The organism is Legionella sp. ST3F1 (assembly GCF_048553315.1).
GTDB lineage: Bacteria > Pseudomonadota > Gammaproteobacteria > Legionellales > Legionellaceae > Tatlockia > Tatlockia donaldsonii.
In genome coordinates this window covers 108850-130201 of the sequence record NZ_JBLZIO010000006.1, presented here as the reverse complement: position 1 = coordinate 130201, position 21352 = coordinate 108850, and the positions used below count along the sequence as shown (strand labels likewise).

The following is a 21352-nucleotide window of genomic DNA, read 5'->3' as shown; positions in this document are numbered from 1 at the left end:
TTCTGGGTTGGTATTATTGCATCAGTTCATATAGTGTATACTTAAGCAGTTAACTCTATCTTTTGGCAATGTTATATCGATGAAATCTGATCATACTCTTGATTGGGCCCATTCACTTGTCAGGGACTGGTTCATCACCAATGTTGGGGAGCCAACGGAACCACAGCGTCAAGGCTGGCCTCACATTCTTGCCGGTAAGACAACCTTAATTTCAGCGCCTACTGGTTCAGGAAAAACATTTGCTGCCTTTTTAGCCTGCATTGATCAGCTGGTTAGAAAATCGCTCGACGGTATTCTTGGTGACGAAACAGAAGTGCTGTATGTCTCCCCTTTAAAAGCATTGGGTAATGACATCCAAAAAAACCTGATGAGTCCCCTTGCCGGCATTATGGAACTTGCAAAAGCAGAAGACTTTTGCATGTCAGAGATAAAGGTCGCTGTAAGAACCGGTGATACATCGCCTAAAGAACGGCTGGCCATGTCTAAAAAACCGCCTCATATTTTAGTAACCACCCCAGAGTCCCTTTATATCTTATTAACAACCGAGAAAAGTAGAGAACTACTGCGGACAGTTAAAACAGTCATTGTCGATGAGATCCATGCGCTTGCTGATGATAAACGCGGTTCCCACCTGTCATTATCTCTAGAGCGTCTTGAGGCTATTACTCATCAGTCTCCCATACGCATTGGCCTTTCAGCAACACAAAAACCCCTTGAGTTAGTTGCAAACTTTTTAACAGGTAACCGGCGAGCTTTACCGCAAATTGTTAACATTGGACATGCCAAACAGTTAGAACTGGCTGTAGAGGTCCCATCCAGTGAATTAGGGGCGGTGGCATCAAATAGTATGTGGGATGAAATTTATGATCGACTTGCAGAACTCGCCAAACAAAATCGTTCCACCTTAATTTTTGCCAATACACGCCGAGTAGCCGAAAGAGTTGCTCATCATCTGGCAGAGAGGCTAGGCCAAGAGCAAGTTGCCGCCCACCATGGAAGCCTGTCTAGAAAATTACGACTAACTGCTGAAACCAAATTAAAAAACGGACAGCTAAAGGCGCTTGTCGCCACAGCCTCTTTGGAGTTAGGAATTGATATTGGTACAGTCGATTTGGTATGCCAATTGGGTTCGCCGCGTTCAATTGCAGTCATGCTACAACGCGTTGGGCGTGCGGGTCATTGGCATGGTGCGATTTCGAAAGGTCGAATTTTCGCCACTACACGCGATGAGTTATTAGAGTGTGCAGCCCTGGTCAATGCTATCAAAGATGGCGACCTTGATCGGTTGATTATTCCTAAGGAACCCCTGGATATTTTAGCGCAACAAATTGTTGCAAGTTGCGCTACCGACGACTGGCAGGAAAATGATTTATTTGCGTTGGTAAAACACGCTTTTCCCTATAAATTTTTAGAACGCGAAACGTTTAATAATATTCTTGAAATGCTCTCTGAAGGCATTGCGGGATCGCGCGGTCGTTATAGTGCATACCTCTTTCGTGATCGCGTTAATGGCTTGGTTAAAGGCCGGCGTGGCAGCCGTTTGACTGCCATTACTAACGGAGGGGCAATTCCTGAAACTGGTTTATTTACCGTGTTCGCAGAACCAACCAGTGTGATGGTAGGTACATTGGATGAGGATTTTGCAGTAGAAAGTAACCGTGGAGATATCATCTTACTAGGCAGTACTTCATGGAAAATCAGACATATTGAAAGTGCTACAGGTCGTGTATTGGTAGAAGATGCTCATGGTGCACCTCCAACCGTTCCTTTTTGGCGCGGCGAAGCGCCCGGGAGAACGGTTGAACTATCATTACGTGTTTCCAATCTACGTCAACTGATCAGCGACAAATTACCAATCATTTGTTCCTCCATCGAAACAGCTAAAAACCAGGCGCTTATTCAACCAGTAATTGCCTGGTTAAAAGAAAATTGCGGAGTTGATAACGCCGGGGCAGAGCAAATTATTGACTATATTTTGCAAGGAAGAGCTTTATTGGGAGCAGTTCCTACACAACAAAAAGTTATTGCTGAACGATTTTTTGATGAATCAGGCGGCATGCAATTGATTATTCATGCTCCTTTCGGCGCTCGTATTAATAAAGCCTGGGGCTTAGCACTAAGAAAATGTTTTTGCCGCTCTTTCAATTTTGAACTGCAAGCTTCTGCAACTGATGACGGCATTAATATTGCCCTGGCTGAACAGCATAGTTTTCCTTTAGCTGATGTTTTTGCTTTTTTAAATCCGAAAACCATTACGAAAGTACTCACTCAGGCTGTTTTGCAATCCCCTCTATTTGCTACCCGTTGGCGTTGGGATGCAGCCCGAGCATTGGCAGTAGTTCGTTTTCGTAGTGGAAAAAAAGTACCACCCAATATTATCCGGATGCTGTCCGATGACCTACTGGCAGCCGTTTTTCCCGATGCAGCAGCCTGCCAAGACAATCTCGGTGGGCGCGACATTGAATTACCAGACCACCCTCTGATTAATGAAGCATTAAAAGATTCGCTAACAGAAGCACTCGATCTGGATGGTTTGATTGATATTTTAAAGAAAATAAAAAAGGGTGAAATCCAGTATCTTGCTGTAGATACGCCAATCCCCTCACAATTTGCCCACGAAATATTAAATGCAAATCCTTATGCCTTTTTGGATGATGCACCCTTGGAAGAGAGGAGAGCACGTGCAGTTGCCATGCGGCGTGTCTTGCCTGACTCACTTATACAAGAAATAGGTAAACTGGATTTAAACATTATTGAGGAGGTTCAACAGCAAGTTTGGCCTGATGTCAGGAATGCTGATGAGCTTCAAGATGCCCTACAAACCTTTATTGCTTTTCCCGCTCTGTATTTCAAGCAAGAAACCACTCGTTTACTGTGGCAAAACTTCCTAACTGAACTCATTGCTGGCGGACGAGCGGCTACAGCCCTGGTAGGTGACAAACTTTTCTGGTTTTCTATAGAAAAAGCCAAAACTTTTTCGAATATCTACCCACACGCAATTATTCAGCATCCCTTAAAAGCCATTGAGGGAAAACCTTTGTCTCAAGAGGAAGGTATCGTTGAATTAATCCGTGGCTGGATGTTCTCCCTTGGCCCAACAACCAGTCAAGAATTAAGTCAGTTATTAAATCTGGATTTATCCTCTATAGAGCATGCCTTACTTCGATTAGAGGCAAGCGGACTAATTTTGCGAGGCACCTTTAAAGAAGCTAATCAGCTGGAGTGGTGCGAGCGGCGCCTGCTAGCCCGGATTCATCAACTAACTTTAGGAAAATTGCGTAAAGAAATCGAACCTGTCAGCGCGATGAAATTTGTGCAATGGCTATTATCTTGGCAACATTTAGCCCCAGGCACTCAATTAAGAGATGAACAAGGCCTGCTGGAGATAATCAGCCAGTTACAAGGATTTGAAATGCCTGCAAAAGCCTGGGAACCAGAAATTTTAGCCAAAAGAGTTAATAATTATGATCCGGCGATGCTCGATAGACTTTGCCTCATGGGAATTATCGGTTGGGGACGACTTTCCTCGTTAAAGAATGAGACAATATTAGAAAATAAACGTGTGATACCCACAAGTGTTGCTCCGATTACTTTCTTCGTGCGAGATACAGCAGAATGGATGCCGGAAGTGCAACATTTCACTCATGAAGAAGATTTACCCGCTTTAAGTCATATTGCAAAAAGCATCTATAGTTATTTACAAAAAAATGGGGCTTCCTTTTTTACTGATATTGCTCTGGGTGTAAACCATCTTAAATCAGAGATAGAGATGGGTCTCTGGGAGCTGGTTACTGCCGGTTTAACAACTGCTGATGGTTTCGATAATTTACGCTCGTTAATTGATCCCCGTCGCCGCTTAAACAAAAAAAGACGCCACCCTCTTCGTCATCAATACAGTACGGGTAGGTGGTCCTTATTAAAAACTCATACCCACCAAGATTCTACTGCACAAATCGAAGCGATTTGTTGGTTATTATTGAAACGATATGGTGTTGTTTTTCGTGATCTTTTAGCCAGAGAAAAAGTAATTCCACGTTGGCGGGAATTGTTAATCGCTTTTCGTCGCCTGGAAGCACGCGGGGAAATTCGTGGGGGGCGTTTTGTCAGTGGTTTTTTAGGTGAACAATTCGCGTTACCTTATGCTGTAGATTCTTTACGGGCAACTAAAAATAAGGAACCCAATAAAGAAATGCTTACCATTTCAGCCGTCGATCCGCTCAATGTGATAGGTTTTATTTTACCTGGTAATCGTATTTCGGCGATTTCAGGAAAAAAGATCATTTTTAAAGAAAACGCTTATTATGAAGACAATCCATCTTCCACGATAAACTTGACTTAATTAGATGATACCCAGTAAGCCAGAAAATCTTTTCTATCGAAATATCGCCAAAGGAATATTACACGAACAATATACTCATTCTGCAACGGCGTAGTGCAAGTCACGAACCATAATTTTTTATTATCAAACAAGAAATTACCCTTATCCTTGCTTAATCTAAACTTAATTCAAATTTATTCATTAACCCCTGTTAGGTTAGCTATTTAAATAATAAATTAATTGTTCAAAAATACTTAATAATGTTTAAAAATTATTAATATTTCCTTAATAATTTATGGTTAACATTTGAGCTCTTGCCAATTTACCAGGCAATTTAAGGGAAAAAAGAGGAGGGACTAATCAAATTTATTTATTATTTGAGGGCAGATAATTATGTTAACAGAAGATAGCGTACGTTCACTTGTTGAGCAGGATAAAGTAGTCGCTACACCAACTATTCCCCCAGTAACCCCCCTAGTAGCCCCAAGCGAAGATCCCTCTGTAGTAACTACAGTAGTATCTACCAAGCCCAAAACTCAACCAAAAACATTTCAAGATGTTTTTCATGGTGGAAGCACTAACAAGCTATCGCGAAAATTATTTAGCTTTTTGAATGAGGGCGATAGAGCTCGTTTAGCAATGACCTGTGTAGATGCGCGCAGACTAGATAGCGTTGATAGAGCACTAACCAACGTCGGATTTAAAATTACTCTCATGACTGCAATTTTAGAGGTTTTAGAAAATCCAGTTTATGCAGAACATTTAACGGTAAGCAGAAACCCATCCGGATTTTTACGTTTAAATAATGATCTCATTAGTGCAATCAAAGATCCTCGAATTTTAAAAGTCATTCCTGATGCTGCGGAGTTACGACTCAATTTTTGGCCAGGCGATCTTTATGAAAGTTTAGGTGCTCGCCTAGAACCAGAAACCAGACACTCACACCCTCGTGGTTTTTGCAGTTTCATAGTACATGGCGGTTATAAACACAATATTTATCACAGCTCCAGTAATCCTAAAGATCCTGGTTTTACTGAGGTAGTAGGTATCGTTCAACCAGTATCAAAAGCAAAATCCTTCAAAAAGAAAGAAACTCCGCAACACTTATCCCATGTTTTAAAAGAAGATGTTACCGCCACACCTGAAGGCTATGCTTATTTTCCTGTCAGAATGATCCATGAAGTTGCCAGTAGAACAAAAGCGTCAGTCCGTAGAGATGATCATGGGACTTTGAGCATTAATGTCGTATTTAAAACTCATAAGAGCGCGCCCGTAGCTACCTACAGCATTTTTATGGAAAGGGAAGAAAGTCTTGTTGAAGTTTACGATCAATTACCAACCAAGCTTGCTCAACAAGCCTTAGAAATTGTAAGGAATTTGCTCAAAGGACAAATTCGTTTCTTCACGGCGTCTATGGATAGAGTTAAACCATCGTCTACTCCAGCCAGTTTTTTTGGTGGTTCCAGTACATTTACTGCGACTGTAGAGGAGTTAAGGGAAGAAGATACCCATGTGAAATTACCGACGCTCTCTTCGACTCCTGAAAAGACGCCCATAACGAAAAAGAGCGCTGAAGAAGAGGCTGTGGCAAGTATAGTAAGTATACTAAGCTAATACATTAAAGCTCTTTATTAGGCCTGCAATTATATTTCTATTGTTGAATAGAAAGCAGGCTTATTTTTTAACCTACCTCTTGCCTTATAGTTCAGTTTAATCGAGCATCAATTTCAACAGCTAGTCATCAATAACTTTTTTTCAAAATGGGCCTTGAAATGCGCTATCCAGAATGCTTGGATATAATTTAGAATAAGCATGATTTTCCTGCCTATTAGGTCAGCCAAACGCCCGACAAATAATGGTCAAAAATACTGCACCAAGTAGAGATGCAGTCTGGTCTATCATAAGAGAAGAGCGGTGATATGAGGTAATGTATAATCATAACCATCAATAATTAGATCCAAGGTGCAAACTATCCATATAACTAATTGTCTATTTTGGTCCATGAAAATCTGAATTAGCACGTCCTTTTTAAGCTGATTTCGCTCCTGTTAGCTGACAATTTTCAACATCATCAATTCAAAACAAATTACTACTATCAATCTAACGAATTAGCAATTCAAGAAAGCCTGTTGTCTGGCCAAATTTATTACTTATTCATAATTTGGGCAAATTATATAACAAGATTTGCTCCTTCATCTTTTACGATATCCATGGCCTCAACATCACTTAATTGATAACCTCCCGAATGAAAAAAAGGAATATGTTGTTGCTTTGCAGAGTAATTTTGGTGATACCGTAAATCAGTTCGCCCCTTTTTATCCCAGCGCTGAGAATGCCCCCCTCCCACATAGTCTTGACTGATTTTAAAAGCAGAATCCCGTGCTGCCAAATGATAGGTTATATAGTTAAACATGGCTAATCTATCGCTTTTATTCTTATTTAATTGTTCACTTACCGAAAAATTAACATTTCCCCAAGGATCACAAATCACGGCATCAGGCCCCCAAGTCGATGGATCCCTAAGATCAGAATTTTTTCTACGTCCAATTACAACAAAGCAATGATCACCCGGGGACGTGATATTGATTTTTTCAACTCGAACAGGTTGGCTTTTTGTGTATTTTGAGGGGCATTCGAGTAATAAAAGATACGCTATACCACTTAACTCATCACAGTTTCCTACACCATGTTTAACACTATTTTTAGCATTATTTTCAATATCATGTAAGACTGTACGGTAAGTACCGTCACGATGATAACCACTAGCCTTTTTATCTCGGGCGTCTTTTAACCAACTGTGAAAATTCAACAAAGTATCAACATGTTCTTTGCCAAAGCCATCATAAAAGGATATTTGTCTATTACTATGATCTTCACTATTATCAGCAGGATTGGGGCTAAGAGACCAGCTTGCAATTTGCTCCTGCATTATTTTTGGATGTTTTTTGCGAACCATCGTTAATAACAGTGTTTGCTCAATGGTTTTTTGACCACCTGAATTGGTACTAAAAGGCACTAGTAATTGTGTTTTATTTTTTGCCCATTCACCTAGTCTCAAATTGGTTGAAAGCCCCATAAATCCTCCTGTAAATTCAAAATTTTTATGCTTTTAACCATAGGAATTTAAGGTTAATTTATATATAAAAATTAAATAAAATGTAAAAATTTTGAATTATACCCGGGTAAAATTAATGAATTATTAATATAATTAAATCAGCCTGAAATTTAGATGCAGAGTTTCCGATATTGATAATTAATAATTATCAATATCGTTAAAAATTCGCTATTCAATTGAAGGAATATAAATGGAGTAAAATGCATGTGGTAATCTAGTGGCTTAGAACTCTATTCTCCTCTTCTTTATCCATTTCTTGTAACGCTATATCAGTCGCTGAACCGCGTTGATCCAAGGCGAAGGCAACTGCTTTTTCACGGGTTATTCGCTGACCAGTACTCTCACAGTATCGTCCTACACGCCCCCCTCTTAGACCAGGTCTATAATGGCTAAAAAAGCGACTGTGGAAATCTTGCTGCAGTATTGTTCTTATTACCTCGCTAATCTGGTAAGTCCCATGAGAACGCTTTGCAACCTGACTACCTCCGAGCAGAAAAATCCAAGGATTTTTACTATCCTGCAATACAACTCGGCCAAAGCAGTCTTCTGACATAGACCAGGAAAGATTGCCAGGATTTCGGCCAATGCCGCTTGTATTAGCCTCAATAATCGTATTTATAAAGAATCGATGACTCGACAGTTGTTCGGCAATGCCGTCCGCCGCAGCCGCTATGCAGCACTCCAGTGATAAGAGTAGTGGTCCTTTTTTAAGCCCTGCTTGCTGTAATCTTTTTATACATTGCTCGGCTGTTTCTCCTTGAATATAAAAACCCGTATCCTCCTGTTGGGCGATATCTTCTGCTAACTCACACTCCATCCCCTTTGGGGATCTAACCAATAACGACATACCGTCTATATCTGCTTCTACTTCTAACTTTGGAGAAAATGAATGACCAACAATCGATAAATGATCTCGAGTACTAACCTTATTTAATTCTTTTTCTTTTAAAACAATATAACCATGTTTTTCTGCATTGCGCATCTGCCCTACCACGGTCGTTTTGGCAGTCTCTGCAATATAAAGAGGATGGAACCAGATATATTGTTTCATACGCTTGTCCTTTTTGCCCGTAGAACCTTCAACCATTGTTACATGCTTTAATTAACAGCACAAATAAAAAAAATTAGACCAATGGAAAGTTGTAAATACAATTTGCTATTTCAGTAGTCAATAAAAATTATTAATCTAGAATTAGACAAAAATCTAAAATTAGACAATAATAAAGTATATTTAAAGAAAAGGTTCTTATGAAAACTTCAGCGCAAGTGTCATTAGCAGTACCTAATGAAGTCATATGGAAAGCCCTTAAAAATCTGGTAGAACGATTTAATTTTAGTAAAGAAGAAGCACTGAAATTGATGGGCGATATGCCTGCCTCCTCTTACTATAAAGGAATCAAAAGCTATAATGGGAACCTAAGTCGTGATGAAAAAGAACGTATTTCTTTACTACTAGGGATCTATAAAGATCTGCGAATTTTATTTATTGACAGTAGCCAGGCTTTATCCTGGATTAATAGGGAAAATACCTTGCCTCCTTTTAATGGCATTACTCCAAAAAATTATATGATGGAAGGAAGTCTCATGAGACTTGCAGAGGTACGTAGATTTTTAGATTTTTGGCGAGGGTATTAATAAGGAATGTTTAACTATATTGATTTTAAGGATAAAACACATCGCCTTGTTCCATCCAGATATCCACCAGTAAGCTTTTTCGATTGGGCCGAATCGCCAGAAGAGCTGGAGCAAATTGCCTATCTGGAAGGGCTTACTAATGATCGTTTAACAACAGAATACGGTTATATTTCACTGGTAGCCAAAGAAGATTGGGTCGGTGGGCCTGGATCTACTCCACTAATGGCGGCTTTTACCCATTTCGGGATTTCGCGCTTCAGTGATGGCACCTCTTATGGCATTTATTATGCTGGGGACTCAACCAGAACAGCGATTGCCGAAACCAAATTTCATCGCGAAGTTTTTTTAGCCGCATCAAAGGAGCCACCGTGTATAGTCCAAATGAGAGAATACACTGCCCACGTGACTAAAAGCCTAGTCGATCTCTGCCACAATCGCTATCAAGACTATCTAGTAGCAGATATTAAGTCTTATGGAAAAAGCCAGGAATTGGGTCGTGAAATGAAACAACGCAATGAATGGGGTTTAATCTACCCTAGCGTAAGAACTGAGAATGCTAAATGTCTGGCAATCTTTAGGCCACCAGCCTTAACCATTCCCGTCCAGGCAGGACACTATGACTATATCTGGGATGGCAACGCAATTATTGAGGTACGGAAATCAATAAGATATTGATCTACTTAAAGGCTGTTGATATTTCATTTAATTTGAGTCGAAAAGCGCTGATTTACCGGCAGCGAAGCGCAGGAAATCAGCGCTTTTGGCCTGGATTAGGAATCAAGCCCGAGTAATTGGATCATAATAAACCTAACTCATCATGATTAATTCTCATGTATTGAAAATATTCTACCGGTTCGGCACACTGCAGGCTTTTATAAAATTCCTTCCCTTCTTTATTGTCCGTTAATAATACCCAATCGATACGAGAGCATTGTCTTTCCTTTGCTATTTTTTTTAATTGATTTATCAAAGCAGTAGCAATACCCATTCGTCTATAGCGTTCATTTACAAATAAATCATGTAAATAAATGCCCGGACCGTTGAATAACATAAAATTACGGTTAGTCATTGAAAATAAGGCTAATCCAACAGGATTATTTCTGGCTTGACCAATTAAAACCTCAACAGCAGAATCGTTTAAAAAAATCATTCTAAACAGAGAGTTTTTTGTTTGCGAAAATCGCTTCTCTAAGCGAGCTTCCTTTACTAATTCAATTAAGGAATCATAAATAAAATCAATATCTTGCGGGGTTGCAAAACGCACTTTAACGGGTTCTCGCATTTTTATTTCCCTACTTTATTTTACGCTAAACCATCTCGCTAACTCTCGCATTATAGATTCTCATTTCAAGTAAATAAAGTAGGCAAAAAAACTGCTAGAAATTTCTCTATTTATTTTTTCTCGGACAATGAACAATTAGTTTCGTTGGCAAAGATAAGTTTTCTTGACTATCATTTAGAATTAGACGCACTTGTAATTGTCTTAGTCATACAGGAGGGTTACGTAATGAAATTTCCTGTTCGTGTAATATTTCGCAATATGGATCCATCCCCCGCTGTTGAAAATAAAGTTAACCAACTGGCCGAGAAACTAGAGCGCTATTTTGATCATATCATCAGTTGTAGTGTGACGATTGAAGCGCCTCACCGCCATCATCACAAAGGCACGCTTTATCATATTCGTATTGATCTTAGCGTACCCAATGCCGAACTTGTAGCTAGTCGAGAACCCATGCAAAATCATGCTCACGAAGATGTTTATGTAGCAATTCGAGACGCTTTTAATGCTATCAAAAGACAATTACAAAGCCATATCAGTAAACAGCGTGGTGAAATTAAACATCATGAACCGGTATGTTATGGACGTGTTAATGAAATCGCACCACCTGCTGACTACGGCTATATAGAAACAACCGATGGCCGCCAGATCCGTTTCACCAGTCACAGCGTAATAGATTATGATTTTGAAAAACTGGAAGTGGGAGACAGAGTACGTTTTGTTGAATTAGAAAATGAGCAAGGCCTGGTCGCTACCACAGTCTATATGGAAACCAAGCATCATTCTATTGAGCGTAACCGGGAAAGATAAACAAGCTAGACTTCATAAAGATGAAATTATTTTATAAATTGCGATACTGCACTTAATAACCCATTATTAGCAGCTAAAAATTTTTCTTTAATCTTGATTCCCTCAAGATTGTAAATGATGCTTTTTCCTGAAGAGAGAAGAACCCCACCCCCTGCTTCCTGAAGTATGATTTCGGGTGCACAAAGATCCCACAAATGGCAGTAGCCTGAAAAATTAAAATAGAGATCCGCCCTCCCTTCAGCGATGACTCCTAGCTTTAACCCGACCGAGCCTTGTCTAAGTGTTTTTCTGATCCCTAATTGCGCAATTAGCTGTTCTGTTTTTTTATTATGGGAGTTATGAGACTGAATTAAAACGGCCTGGGCTGGCTCTGAGGTGCCACTTACTTTGAGGCGCTTCGTTCCTTGCGGTTTTACCAGGAAAGCACCATTTCCTTTTGTAGCATAATAGAGGCGATCTAAATCAGGTTGATAGACTACCCCCAAACAAGAATGGCCATGAATAGCCAAACCTATCATGACTGCCCAATCCCCGTTATTAGCAATGAATTCTTTCGTTCCATCAATGGGATCGATAAACCATGTACGACTTACTGGATTGGCTTTAGAAGGTAAAGGGGCTTCTTCCGAAATAAGGAGGTCATGCGGAAATACTTGTCTAAGTTCTTCCAACAATAAATCGCTGGCTGCTTGATCTGCTTCTGTAACAGGCCCCTGTTGTTCCTCTTTTTCCTGAATCTTATAACCCTTTGTGCGGATGTCTCTTATAACTTGCCCAGCTTTTCTTGCAAGAGCAATAGCCAATGCCAGTTCATTATCCAGGGAATAGTTCAAATTACTCTTTTGAAAAACATTCTTCATAGGCTTACTCACTTGCCTTTATTCTAGAGGGTGTAAGCTAAAATAATGAATTATTTTATTGAAAATTGCATTCTAATATAACGCAATTTTTCATAAAAATTAACTTGGATAAAACCAGATATTATTTATTATAGGTTTTACCTAAAAAAATTAGGTCGAATAAATAAAAAATGGAAATGACACTTTAATCAACAACATTGGCATTGCCCTAGAGAGTCATTATAATTTTATGACTAAATTTTCAATGAAAAACAAAGAAAATATTATAAAGAATTAGGTTCTGAGACACATCAAGACTTCGTCTTTGTTCTTATTATTTGTTCATGGTAATGTCACCAAACAAGAAAATACCCACTCCAGAACCCCAGCACTCGATAGTTAATCTCCATAAACTCGACTGGTTGCCAGTTTAACGAACCTAAGCAAGATGCGCCGATTATTAACCCATTAGCTCAACCGATGGTCTAAATTCGAATATATATTTTCTTACGGTAAAGAATAGTAAGAATCACTAACCAGAAAAAAGTATAACTTAAGGCATATAGCAGGGAAGCATCAGGAGGAGATGCCCAACCAAATAGATGTTCGGTAATATAAGAACGTAAATTTCCAGGAAAACCGTCTCGATTAGGCAGTGTAATCATTAGTTGTATTTTTAAAAAAAATATATGGAGAATATACGCTGCCATCGCATTAACACCAAAAATTTCAAGTGGTTTGCACCATCTTTTCCATCCTCTAATATCAATTGTCCAGTAACAAAACGCCAGGACCAAGAGCGCCAAGCCGCCAGTCCATAAAACATAAGAACTAGTCCAAAGAGCCTTATTAATTGGAAACCATAATCCCCATAACCAACCAATGAGTAACGCGCTAATACCGGCCATACTCATCCCGACCAATTTTTTCTGCTGACTGGCGGTCGTTAATAATCCTATACCGGTAAGATTACCCAATAATACAGTAGTAATCGCAGGTACCGTACTTAAAAAGCCTTCCGGATCATAGACCTTGCCATATAAATGAGCTGAAGAAAAAAGCAAGCGATCGACATAAGCGGCGAGATTAGCTTGTGGAGTCAAATTATTAGCCCCATAACCAGGTACCGGCCAAAAAGCCATCAACAACCAATAACCCAACACTAAGATAAACATTACAATCAGTTGCGTTCGGGGCTGTGTAGTTAAAAATAAAAATGCAGAGAAGAAATAACAAATGGCAATACGCTGTAGAACACCAAATACACGAATTGTGGCAAAATCAAAATGATAAGGAAACGCATTAAGAAACAAGCCAATTAAAAAAATCAGAATAGTCCGCTTAATAATTTTAGGCAGTAATTGCTGTAAAGAACCGCCCTGTGCACGTGATTTGGATAAACTAAATACGGAGGCAACACCGACAATAAAAACGAAAAAAGGAAAAACCAGATCTGCCAAGGTACAACCATCCCAAGCAGAATGCTCAAGCCAGTTATAAGTGCTGTCATTGCCGGGACAATTAACCACAATCATTAAAGCAATGGTAATTCCACGAAATACATCCAGGGATAATAATCGAGGAAATTTTTTTTCTTGCTCAATCATCTTTGTCAGATACCTATCAACTATTGAAAACCATTCCTGCAGGTGCCAGTTAACTTTGTGAAAAATTGAATAGAAGTCTAATCAACCGCCTATTATAACATCTCATACCCAAGAATAGAGCCCCATTGAACTCCCGCCATAATTTACTATGCCAATTATACATTCACTGAACTATACTTTAGGAAAGGCAAAACAAACCCGAGTCCAGTTAAAAACCTGAGTTGGGGAAAGCAATGAAAATTTCACGTGCTGTTTTGAACAAAGCTGTCGAAGCAAAAATAATTAATAATAAACAAGCTGATGCCTTATTAGATTTTATCAAAAATCAGCCTGAACAGAATCCAAGTTTTAATTTCACGAATGTTTTGTATTATCTGGGTGGTTTAATTGCTATCGGAGCCATGACTTTATTTATGAACTTGGGTTGGGAAACCTTTGGCGGTTGGGGAATTTTTTATCTCTCCTTACTGTATGCGATAGCTGGTTTATATCTGTCTTCTTTCTTCGAAACCAAAGGTTACCGTATTCCAGCTGGCATTTGCGCAACATTTGTGGTCTGTCTAACACCATTAGCTATTTATGGCTTGCAAATAGGGATGGGTTGGTGGCCCGATGATACCGTTTATCGCGCTTATCATAGTTACATTAAATGGCATTGGATTTTTATGGAGTTAGGCACTCTTATGGTAGGAATTATTTTAGCCTGGATATACCGCTATCCTTTTATGGTTATGCCGATAGCAGTAACACTTTGGTATATGTCCATGGATCTCGCAGCCATGATTGCAGGAGAAAATGCCAGTTTTACCCTAAGCGCAAATGTTTCAATGTATTTCGGACTTTTCACTATTCTCATCGCATTTTGGGTGGATTTGGAATCACACTATTCTGCTGACTATGCATTCTGGCTATACATTTTTGGGGTTATGGCTTTTTGGGGAGGAATGACCTGCCAAAGCTCTGACAGCGAATTCTCTAAGTTCATCTATTTATGCATCAATCTCATCATGATTGGTATAGGCGTTATTTTAGTAAGAAAAGTTTTCGTTATCTTTGGTGCCATAGGCTGTGGTTTCTACCTGGGTCATCTGGCCTCAGAAGTCTTTAAAGACAGTGTTCTTTTCCCAACAGCGCTTACTTTAATTGGCTTGGTCATTATTTACTTAGGTACTTTATGGCAAAAACATGAAGCCTTACTGACTAAAAAAGCGCAATCCATTCTTCCTAAACAAATCCAGGAATTATTGCAGTCTCGTAATGAGTCTAATTAACGCGCATTCCATATAAAAAACAGTTTGCCAAATCAATGCTAACTATTTTCTGTAACATTGTAACAAGGCCTGATAATCATAATACAAACTACCAGGTGCAATGGGACGACATTCCGTTTTAAAGGCACTCTGTTCTTCATTATATAATTGACGAATAATAACGTGACTTTTGTCATTTTTATAAACATCCCACTGAATATTCGCCGTGAAAGGTGATACGAATTCACCACGCCAAGGATTATTTGCATAGGTATAAATTTCTTCTGGTTCCACTGCCTGGCAACAGCCTGGAATTTGCATGAGAGCAACCCAGGGAATAATCGTTTCAGCATGAGCAAAACGCAATTTAGCAACTTTATTGCTACTCCCCGAAATCACCTCATCCACCTGAGTAAAAAAATCATCTTGAAGAATTTTGGCTATTTGATAAGTCATTGTTTGATTCTTAAAGCCAGGCCCCTTGCGATAAAAATCCTGGGCATCTTTAAGATAAGCAAACCAAAGGGCTTCAGAATCATGAAAATAGCGCTCAAAATGCCATTTCCCTTCTTCTTGCATAGCAGGTGCAATGCAATAAAGATTATAAAGAGCTATGGCAGCATCGATTACATTGGGACGACGTATTTTTCCTGTTTCCCTACTTTGAAATGAATACCTCGTTTTTGCCAATCGATCAACAAAGCTTTTTGTATACAGGCGCTCTAAAACGGCTTGGGCAACCTCGTGGCTTTTGGGTTGATTTTTAATCTTATCCAGGGTTTTCAAGAGCGTTGGATCATTATGGATATAATTTTGATAAGCACTGTTTTCATCCGTTTTATGAAAATATAACCGTTTGCTGTCCTGTTGCAACGGATTGAATAAAGTGCGGAGAGATGGTGAAACAGTTAGCATGCCCTGCATAAAATAATCAGCGCTCATTTCTGCGCGCGCCTTGCCTGAGGTTGCTATCTCAATACGCTGATTTTTAGTTTGAGCCAAGCTAAATAGGCGTTCTTGTCGTGTTACCAACCGCTTACCTAACGCTTCCTGCTCCAGTTTACCCAATTGACTTAAATTGCCATAACCCATGTTTAAAGCTGCTTTGGCTATCTTTTCGATATCAAGAACCAATAACTCTCCAAGTTTAGTCAGACACTTTTCCCTTCTCGCCTGCTGCCAAATCTGCAGTGTAAGCTCATTGTATTTATTACTGGATAAGACCCGTGCGCCATGACGTGCCAACAATTGTGTAAAGATCGGGTAGTAGCCTTCGGGTACGGGCTGGCAATTGACTGCTTCTTTTCGAGCGGGATATGGCGTCTTACTGGCGTAGTTAAAATTAGTTTCCATAAAACAATCACCACAAATGAGGTAACATCGCTTTTAATATAATTATCTAATATTCTAGCATGTAGTATGGTATATCCTTAGCTATAAGGATCTATCAAAAACTCATTGAGCAGGGAGCAAAATGGCCAACTACAATGCATCTTTTTTTTATTTTAATGCCAAAAAGGAGCTAACAAAGGCAACCGAGTTACTCGGACTGGAATATGAAACAGCAATTCAACCTTACTACACGGTTGGTTATCATGCTACCGCAGTTTTTTATCCCTTTGTTAATGCTTTCAAGTGTTTTATGGGCGTTGGACGCATAATAGTCGGTACGTTGTTATTTTTTGAAGCTATTTTTAATAATCCCACTAAAGCAATACCGCGAGTTCTTGGCGGTCTCGTGTTTGAAGTTGGTGCTTTGATTATCAATATTATCAATACAGCAGTTACAATAATTACTCTGCTCTCAAGAACGATGGAAACCATTTTCAATTCAGGTTATTTATCCAGAAACCTGCTACAAACTGCAGCTGGCGTTCTTACTGGTGGAGTCAATAGCGGACGACAGCTAGTGGAAGCGATCAGTTCAGAAGATGCTAATTCAAAAGCCCGCCAACAAGAAGATAGCCTTTACCAGGCAAGCATGTCCTTCTAAGCCGTACCGAAGCGATTTGCTACTAATCTGAGAATGTATTTGCTTTAAAAATACCTTGCAATAAATTTTAGCGTCCACTTAATTTATTGCACAGATTAATATCGCTAGAATAAATGGCAGTTTATAATCGCAACCATTTGATAACTTAACGATTTGCAGAATGATATTATTTAAACCCATTAGAGCAAGTGATGTTCCAATTGTACACGGTTGGCTCCAACTACCCCATATTCGTGAATTTTGGGATGATGGGCATCGCAAGCAGAAACAAGTTAAACAACATTATTTGAAAAATGATACTGTTATGCGTTTTATCATCCAGATTGATGGACAACAAATAGGTTACATACAACGCTACACCATAAATAGTAAACACCCCTTTTGGAAATACATCACGAGCTCACCCTGTGTTGGTGTTGATATGTTTATTGGCGACCCCAATTTTTTAGAGCAAGGCTGGTCAACACCAATCTTGACTCAATTCATTAATCAATATTGCCCCTCAGCGACTGAAATTATTGTAGACCCTGAAACAGACAATTACAAAGCCATTCATTGTTATAAAAAACTTGGCTTTCAAGTCCGCACAACCATTAGACTGCTCAAGAAAGAATACCAGTTAATGGGATTAGAGCGCCAAACCAATTTGCCTAACCGTATTATGCTCCTTGGTCGACCAGGCAGCGGTAAAGCGAGTTTTGCTAAAACATTGAAAACTCGATTGGGTATTTCTCTTTATTATTTTGATAAATTTTTTTCACTCGCTAGTTGGACTGAGAGAGATTATCAAGAGTTTTTAGCTCTGCAAGAAGAACTGTTAACAGAAGAGCAGAATGCTATTTGTTTATACTTTAATTTTCCTCGCCATCGCTGTTATTGGCAGGTTTTAAAAAATTTGTTTAATAAACAAATGATTATCGATGACCCTGTCCTTGGTCGGCAAAAAAAAGCAAGTTGGTCATTGTTAAAATCCATGTGGAGTTATGAAAAACGAGTTCATTCACTTTTAGACACCTTAAGAACAAAATACCCGCATGCAAATTTTATTGAATTAACGTCTGAAAAAGAATTGGAGCGCTTTGGGAAAGACATATTAATGCTGGATTAAAGGACTTTTTAGAGATGCACAATAACAACTAAAATATGCCTTATTGTGCCTCCTCATTGAGGTACCATTTATGCGTTTCCGATCGTGGCAAGGCCTCCACACCATGAGCCTCAATAAAGGCCACAATAGCCCATCGCGCATAAGGCTTACCGATCAGTGTTTCATCCAATTGAACTACATCATGCCATCCTGCTGAAAACTCATTGGTATCCATAAGTTGCCTGAAATTACTTGCCAACATAAACACTGCGTGCTCATCTTTATGCTCTACCAGTTTCAAATCATCAGGACAGCTACCAATTCTCAGGCCAGGAGAGCTTTCTGCAATTGCCAACGTAAAAGAGCCCGCATCAAAATGAGGTTTGGCCAGATACTTTCCCGATTCTTGCCAATTATAGCGGAGGAAACGCAGTAGGACATGAACATCATCCGTAGCAAAAACTTTATCCACAATCCCAGGAAATTGCTTCTCAAAAACCTGCAGGATATCACGTACTGTTTTGTAAACTAGTTCCCAAATGGGTTTCGCCTTCCTTACAAAATCCAGAACTACGGGATGGGTTTGTAAAAAAACCCCATAACGTTCAAATAAGGCAGGGTGGAAATGAAAAAAATCCTTGCAGTCATTATAAAGATGATCATTAGGATCACGATGTTTAAAACCTACATCCCCTCTACGATGTAGTGGAGCGATAGTAAAATCAATATAATTTTTAACTGAGTCTGGTTCTTCTAAAAATTTGAAAAAAGCAATAACAGCCTCTTCCAAAACATCCTGTTTTAATGCAAAAGGGATCTGGATATACTTTTGCTTCTGCAGAAGCTGAATTGTTTCATCTCTTATCAACATGGAAGTCTCTTGAACGTGCTTTCAATAAATCTTTAATATAACTGCAACAGCAAAACCTTTATATATCTGGCAATAATCACAAAAATAAAGCGTCTGTTAAAAGCTTAGATCAAAAACTTTAAAATAAATATAAGCGAGTATACTCTCCCTTTTTTGTGCTTAACAACAGACTTCCTCTGTCGTACTGGCAGGGATTTTCTCTTACTCTCAAGATGACGAAAAATTCTACGTCTTGATTTATCTAATACCTTTAGATAACATGGTAGGGTTTTTGTATAAAAAAAACACATATTATATTGGAAAGATACTTAACCGGGCCATGAACTACTTTAATTCATAGCAATAGACGAGGATGTTTTTATGTCTCTAAATGACATCTCTGTGGTCATACCAGAAACAGAAAGCCGATTTTCGGCATGGCAAAAACAAGATACAGTATGGATGCTAAGTCTTTATGGTACGGCAATTGGTGCCGGAACCCTTTTTCTTCCCATCGATGCCGGATTAAATGGTATCTGGCCGCTGATCATCATGGCGTTACTTGCATTTCCAATGACTTATTTTTCTCACCAAGCCCTATGCCGTTTTGTGCTTTCTGGTTCCTCAGCAAAAACTGATATCACCACAGTGGTTGATGAACATTTTGGTCGTGCTGCGGGGCAAGTGCTTACCTTGCTTTATTTCTTTGCTATCTATCCAATTTTGCTCATGTATAGTGTGGCTATTACCAATACCACTTCAAGTTTTATCGTCAATCAATTGGGCATGAACGCGCCGCCACGCGCACTTTTAGCAATTATTCTCATTTTAGGATTGATGGCAATTGTTCGTTTTGGACAACAGATAATTGTAAAATCAATGAGTTTGTTAGTTTATCCTTTTGTGAGTATTTTGCTTTTACTCTCGATTTATCTAATTCCCCACTGGAACGATGCTATCCTGCAACACAGCAGCACGATTGTGCCCAATGGTGAATCGCATAGTTCACTGATGACCCTATGGCTCATCATTCCAGTTATGGTATTTTCTTTTAACCACTCCCCTATCATTTCTTCTTTTGCTGTTGCTCAAAAACAACAATATGGGGAACAAGCGGATGAGAAAAGTTCGTGGATTCTGAAATATAGCCATATCATGATGGTAACTACAGTCATGTTTTTTGTATTTAGCTGTGTCTTCAGTTTGTCACCACAGGATTTAGCCTTGGCAAAACAACAAAACATTTCTATTTTGTCTTATTTGGCTAACCATTTTCATACGCCAGTTATTGCCTATATTGCTCCAATGATAGCGTTTATTGCGATAGCCAAATCATTCCTGGGGCACTATCTTGGTGCGAGTGAGGGATTACATGGCTTAATTGTTAAATCCCTGCGTGTGCGCCACATCAGTGTTTGCAGTAAAAAGGTACACCGATTGATTGAAATATTTATCATCGTTACTTGCTGGGCCGTTGCTACGATTAACCCAAGTATCCTGGGTATGATTGAGACTCTTGGTGGGCCAATCATTGCCATCATACTTTTCTTAATGCCTATGTATGCCATTGCTAGAGTGCCAGCAATGAAAAAATACCGACAACCCTTTCAGAATGCCTTTATTACTATCCTTGGACTAATAGCTATTTCAGCTATTCTCTACGGCTTTTTCACCTATAAATAGTAATTCCCTCATAAGCTCTGCGCACTCTAAAGCGCGGAGCCCCTTCTACTTGATTACAATGTCAAAATGGTTTGAATCGCCGGATTATAATATTCAGCCTGGCCTGTTTTAACCATTAGATTGTGGCGAGGTTGATAGTTAGTTTCACTATGGATATGTCCACACAATACCAAAAAATCAAGCTGGGGGTATTCCTCGGCCATTGCGATTAATACCTCACCAGTTGCTTTTGATGTATAAAAAGGCAGGAAATCAATAGTATTCCTTTTTTCACCAAGCAAGGTGTTTTCTTGAAAAGGAGGCACATGAGTTACAACAATCATACGCTCAGCATGCTCGGTAATTGCCGCTCTAAGATTTTCCTTTAATTGCTGCGCGTCATTATCAGCCAACTCTTGCATTTTTTCTAAAAGTTCAGTTTTACCCAGGCAGTTTTTCCGAAATAAATCCTCAATCATTCTGCTGTCATTCATTATGATTGAGCTGCTGTAATAATCGCCAAATCGTCCATCCGCCCACCCATCTTGTCCCAACAGATAAATGTTTTTTTCCAGTAAAATTGGCCCAGCCGTTGCCAACCAAACCAGCAATGGTTCCTGATGTGTCAATTGTTGGATTTGTTCTCGAACGTTATCAACACACCCGTGATAATAATCGTGATTTCCAAGGACAAAATAAATGGGTTTGGCATACGCCTCACACATCTCTAGCAAAAAACTACTAACAGTCGGTGCTTCAGCAATATCACCACTAATAATAATTCGATCAGCACGACTATGAATAAGCGCTTTATAGAATAGATGACGAGCCTTACTATCTAAAAAATTTAAATGAATGTCTGTAAGCCAGGCAATGTTCATAACGCCTCTCATACAACAACTTTACC

The 21352-nt window shown here is 39.3% G+C and carries 17 protein-coding genes; 9 read left to right on the top strand and 8 right to left on the bottom strand.

The window, feature by feature from the left end; translation table 11 throughout:
• The first annotated feature begins 79 nt into the window (after positions 1-79).
• Together ACN4Z1_RS06320 and ACN4Z1_RS06315 are read left to right on the top strand one after the other, a co-directional pair.
• Positions 80-4339, top strand: coding sequence for a DEAD/DEAH box helicase (locus ACN4Z1_RS06320; RefSeq protein ID WP_228364137.1), 4260 nt, complete (start codon positions 80-82; stop codon positions 4337-4339).
• A gap of 372 nt (positions 4340-4711) precedes the next feature.
• Complete coding sequence (locus ACN4Z1_RS06315; RefSeq protein ID WP_228364138.1) at positions 4712-5932, top strand: hypothetical protein; 1221 nt, start codon at positions 4712-4714, stop codon at positions 5930-5932.
• Positions 5933-6488: 556 nt separating this feature from the next.
• Here ACN4Z1_RS06315 and ACN4Z1_RS06310 read toward each other — a convergent pair.
• Positions 6489-7394 carry a hypothetical protein gene (locus ACN4Z1_RS06310; protein ID WP_228364139.1) on the bottom strand — a complete coding sequence of 302 codons (906 nt, stop codon included), beginning with the start codon at positions 7392-7394 and terminating at the stop codon, positions 6489-6491.
• Between the two features lie 253 nt (positions 7395-7647).
• Positions 7648-8484 carry a hypothetical protein gene (locus ACN4Z1_RS06305; RefSeq protein WP_228364140.1) on the bottom strand — a complete coding sequence of 279 codons (837 nt, stop codon included), beginning with the start codon at positions 8482-8484 and terminating at the stop codon, positions 7648-7650.
• A gap of 197 nt (positions 8485-8681) precedes the next feature.
• Here ACN4Z1_RS06305 and ACN4Z1_RS06300 point away from each other — a divergent pair, with 197 nt between their 5' ends.
• A complete protein-coding gene (locus ACN4Z1_RS06300; RefSeq protein ID WP_228364141.1) occupies positions 8682-9068 on the top strand; it encodes an MbcA/ParS/Xre antitoxin family protein in 387 nt (128 codons plus the stop codon).
• 6 nt (positions 9069-9074) lie between these two features.
• Positions 9075-9743 (top strand): RES family NAD+ phosphorylase, encoded by a 669-nt coding sequence (locus tag ACN4Z1_RS06295; protein ID WP_228364142.1) that lies wholly within the window; start codon positions 9075-9077, stop codon positions 9741-9743.
• 121 nt (positions 9744-9864) lie between these two features.
• On the opposite strand, the gene ACN4Z1_RS06290 is transcribed toward ACN4Z1_RS06295, so the two are convergent.
• Positions 9865-10350, bottom strand: coding sequence for a GNAT family N-acetyltransferase (locus tag ACN4Z1_RS06290; RefSeq protein WP_115221155.1), 486 nt, complete (start codon positions 10348-10350; stop codon positions 9865-9867).
• A 225-nt stretch (positions 10351-10575) separates the two neighbouring features.
• Between ACN4Z1_RS06290 and ACN4Z1_RS06285 the strand changes: the two genes are divergently transcribed.
• Positions 10576-11157 (top strand): HPF/RaiA family ribosome-associated protein, encoded by a 582-nt coding sequence (locus ACN4Z1_RS06285; protein WP_228364143.1) that lies wholly within the window; start codon positions 10576-10578, stop codon positions 11155-11157.
• A gap of 26 nt (positions 11158-11183) precedes the next feature.
• Here the strand turns inward: ACN4Z1_RS06285 and ACN4Z1_RS06280 are convergent, their stop codons facing one another.
• Positions 11184-12017: a 3'(2'),5'-bisphosphate nucleotidase CysQ family protein gene (locus ACN4Z1_RS06280; protein ID WP_228364144.1), complete on the bottom strand. Its 834-nt coding sequence runs from the start codon at positions 12015-12017 to the stop codon at positions 11184-11186.
• A 464-nt stretch (positions 12018-12481) separates the two neighbouring features.
• Positions 12482-13603 carry an acyltransferase family protein gene (locus ACN4Z1_RS06275; protein WP_228364145.1) on the bottom strand — a complete coding sequence of 374 codons (1122 nt, stop codon included), beginning with the start codon at positions 13601-13603 and terminating at the stop codon, positions 12482-12484.
• A 233-nt stretch (positions 13604-13836) separates the two neighbouring features.
• Here ACN4Z1_RS06275 and ACN4Z1_RS06270 point away from each other — a divergent pair, with 233 nt between their 5' ends.
• On the top strand, positions 13837-14874 hold the full coding sequence (locus tag ACN4Z1_RS06270) for a DUF2157 domain-containing protein (protein ID WP_228364146.1): 1038 nt from the start codon (positions 13837-13839) through the stop codon (positions 14872-14874).
• A gap of 42 nt (positions 14875-14916) precedes the next feature.
• On the opposite strand, the gene ACN4Z1_RS06265 is transcribed toward ACN4Z1_RS06270, so the two are convergent.
• Positions 14917-16206, bottom strand: coding sequence for a histidine-type phosphatase (locus tag ACN4Z1_RS06265; protein WP_228364147.1), 1290 nt, complete (start codon positions 16204-16206; stop codon positions 14917-14919).
• A 121-nt stretch (positions 16207-16327) separates the two neighbouring features.
• Between ACN4Z1_RS06265 and ACN4Z1_RS06260 the strand changes: the two genes are divergently transcribed.
• Together ACN4Z1_RS06260 and ACN4Z1_RS06255 are read left to right on the top strand one after the other, a co-directional pair.
• Positions 16328-16846, top strand: a complete 519-nt coding sequence (locus ACN4Z1_RS06260; RefSeq protein WP_228364148.1) for a hypothetical protein — start codon at positions 16328-16330, stop codon at positions 16844-16846.
• 160 nt (positions 16847-17006) lie between these two features.
• Positions 17007-17954: a GNAT family N-acetyltransferase gene (locus tag ACN4Z1_RS06255; protein WP_228364149.1), complete on the top strand. Its 948-nt coding sequence runs from the start codon at positions 17007-17009 to the stop codon at positions 17952-17954.
• Positions 17955-17994: 40 nt separating this feature from the next.
• Here ACN4Z1_RS06255 and ACN4Z1_RS06250 read toward each other — a convergent pair whose 3' ends face one another.
• The gene (locus ACN4Z1_RS06250) at positions 17995-18804 is read right to left on the bottom strand and encodes a hypothetical protein (protein ID WP_228364150.1); all 810 of its coding nucleotides are present in this window, start codon (positions 18802-18804) and stop codon (positions 17995-17997) included.
• A 360-nt stretch (positions 18805-19164) separates the two neighbouring features.
• Here ACN4Z1_RS06250 and ACN4Z1_RS06245 point away from each other — a divergent pair, with 360 nt between their 5' ends.
• Positions 19165-20466 carry a serine/threonine transporter gene (locus tag ACN4Z1_RS06245; protein ID WP_228364151.1) on the top strand — a complete coding sequence of 434 codons (1302 nt, stop codon included), beginning with the start codon at positions 19165-19167 and terminating at the stop codon, positions 20464-20466.
• A gap of 53 nt (positions 20467-20519) precedes the next feature.
• On the opposite strand, the gene ACN4Z1_RS06240 is transcribed toward ACN4Z1_RS06245, so the two are convergent.
• Positions 20520-21326, bottom strand: a complete 807-nt coding sequence (locus tag ACN4Z1_RS06240) for a metallophosphoesterase family protein (RefSeq protein ID WP_228364152.1) — start codon at positions 21324-21326, stop codon at positions 20520-20522.
• Between the last annotated feature and the right edge of the window lie 26 nt (positions 21327-21352).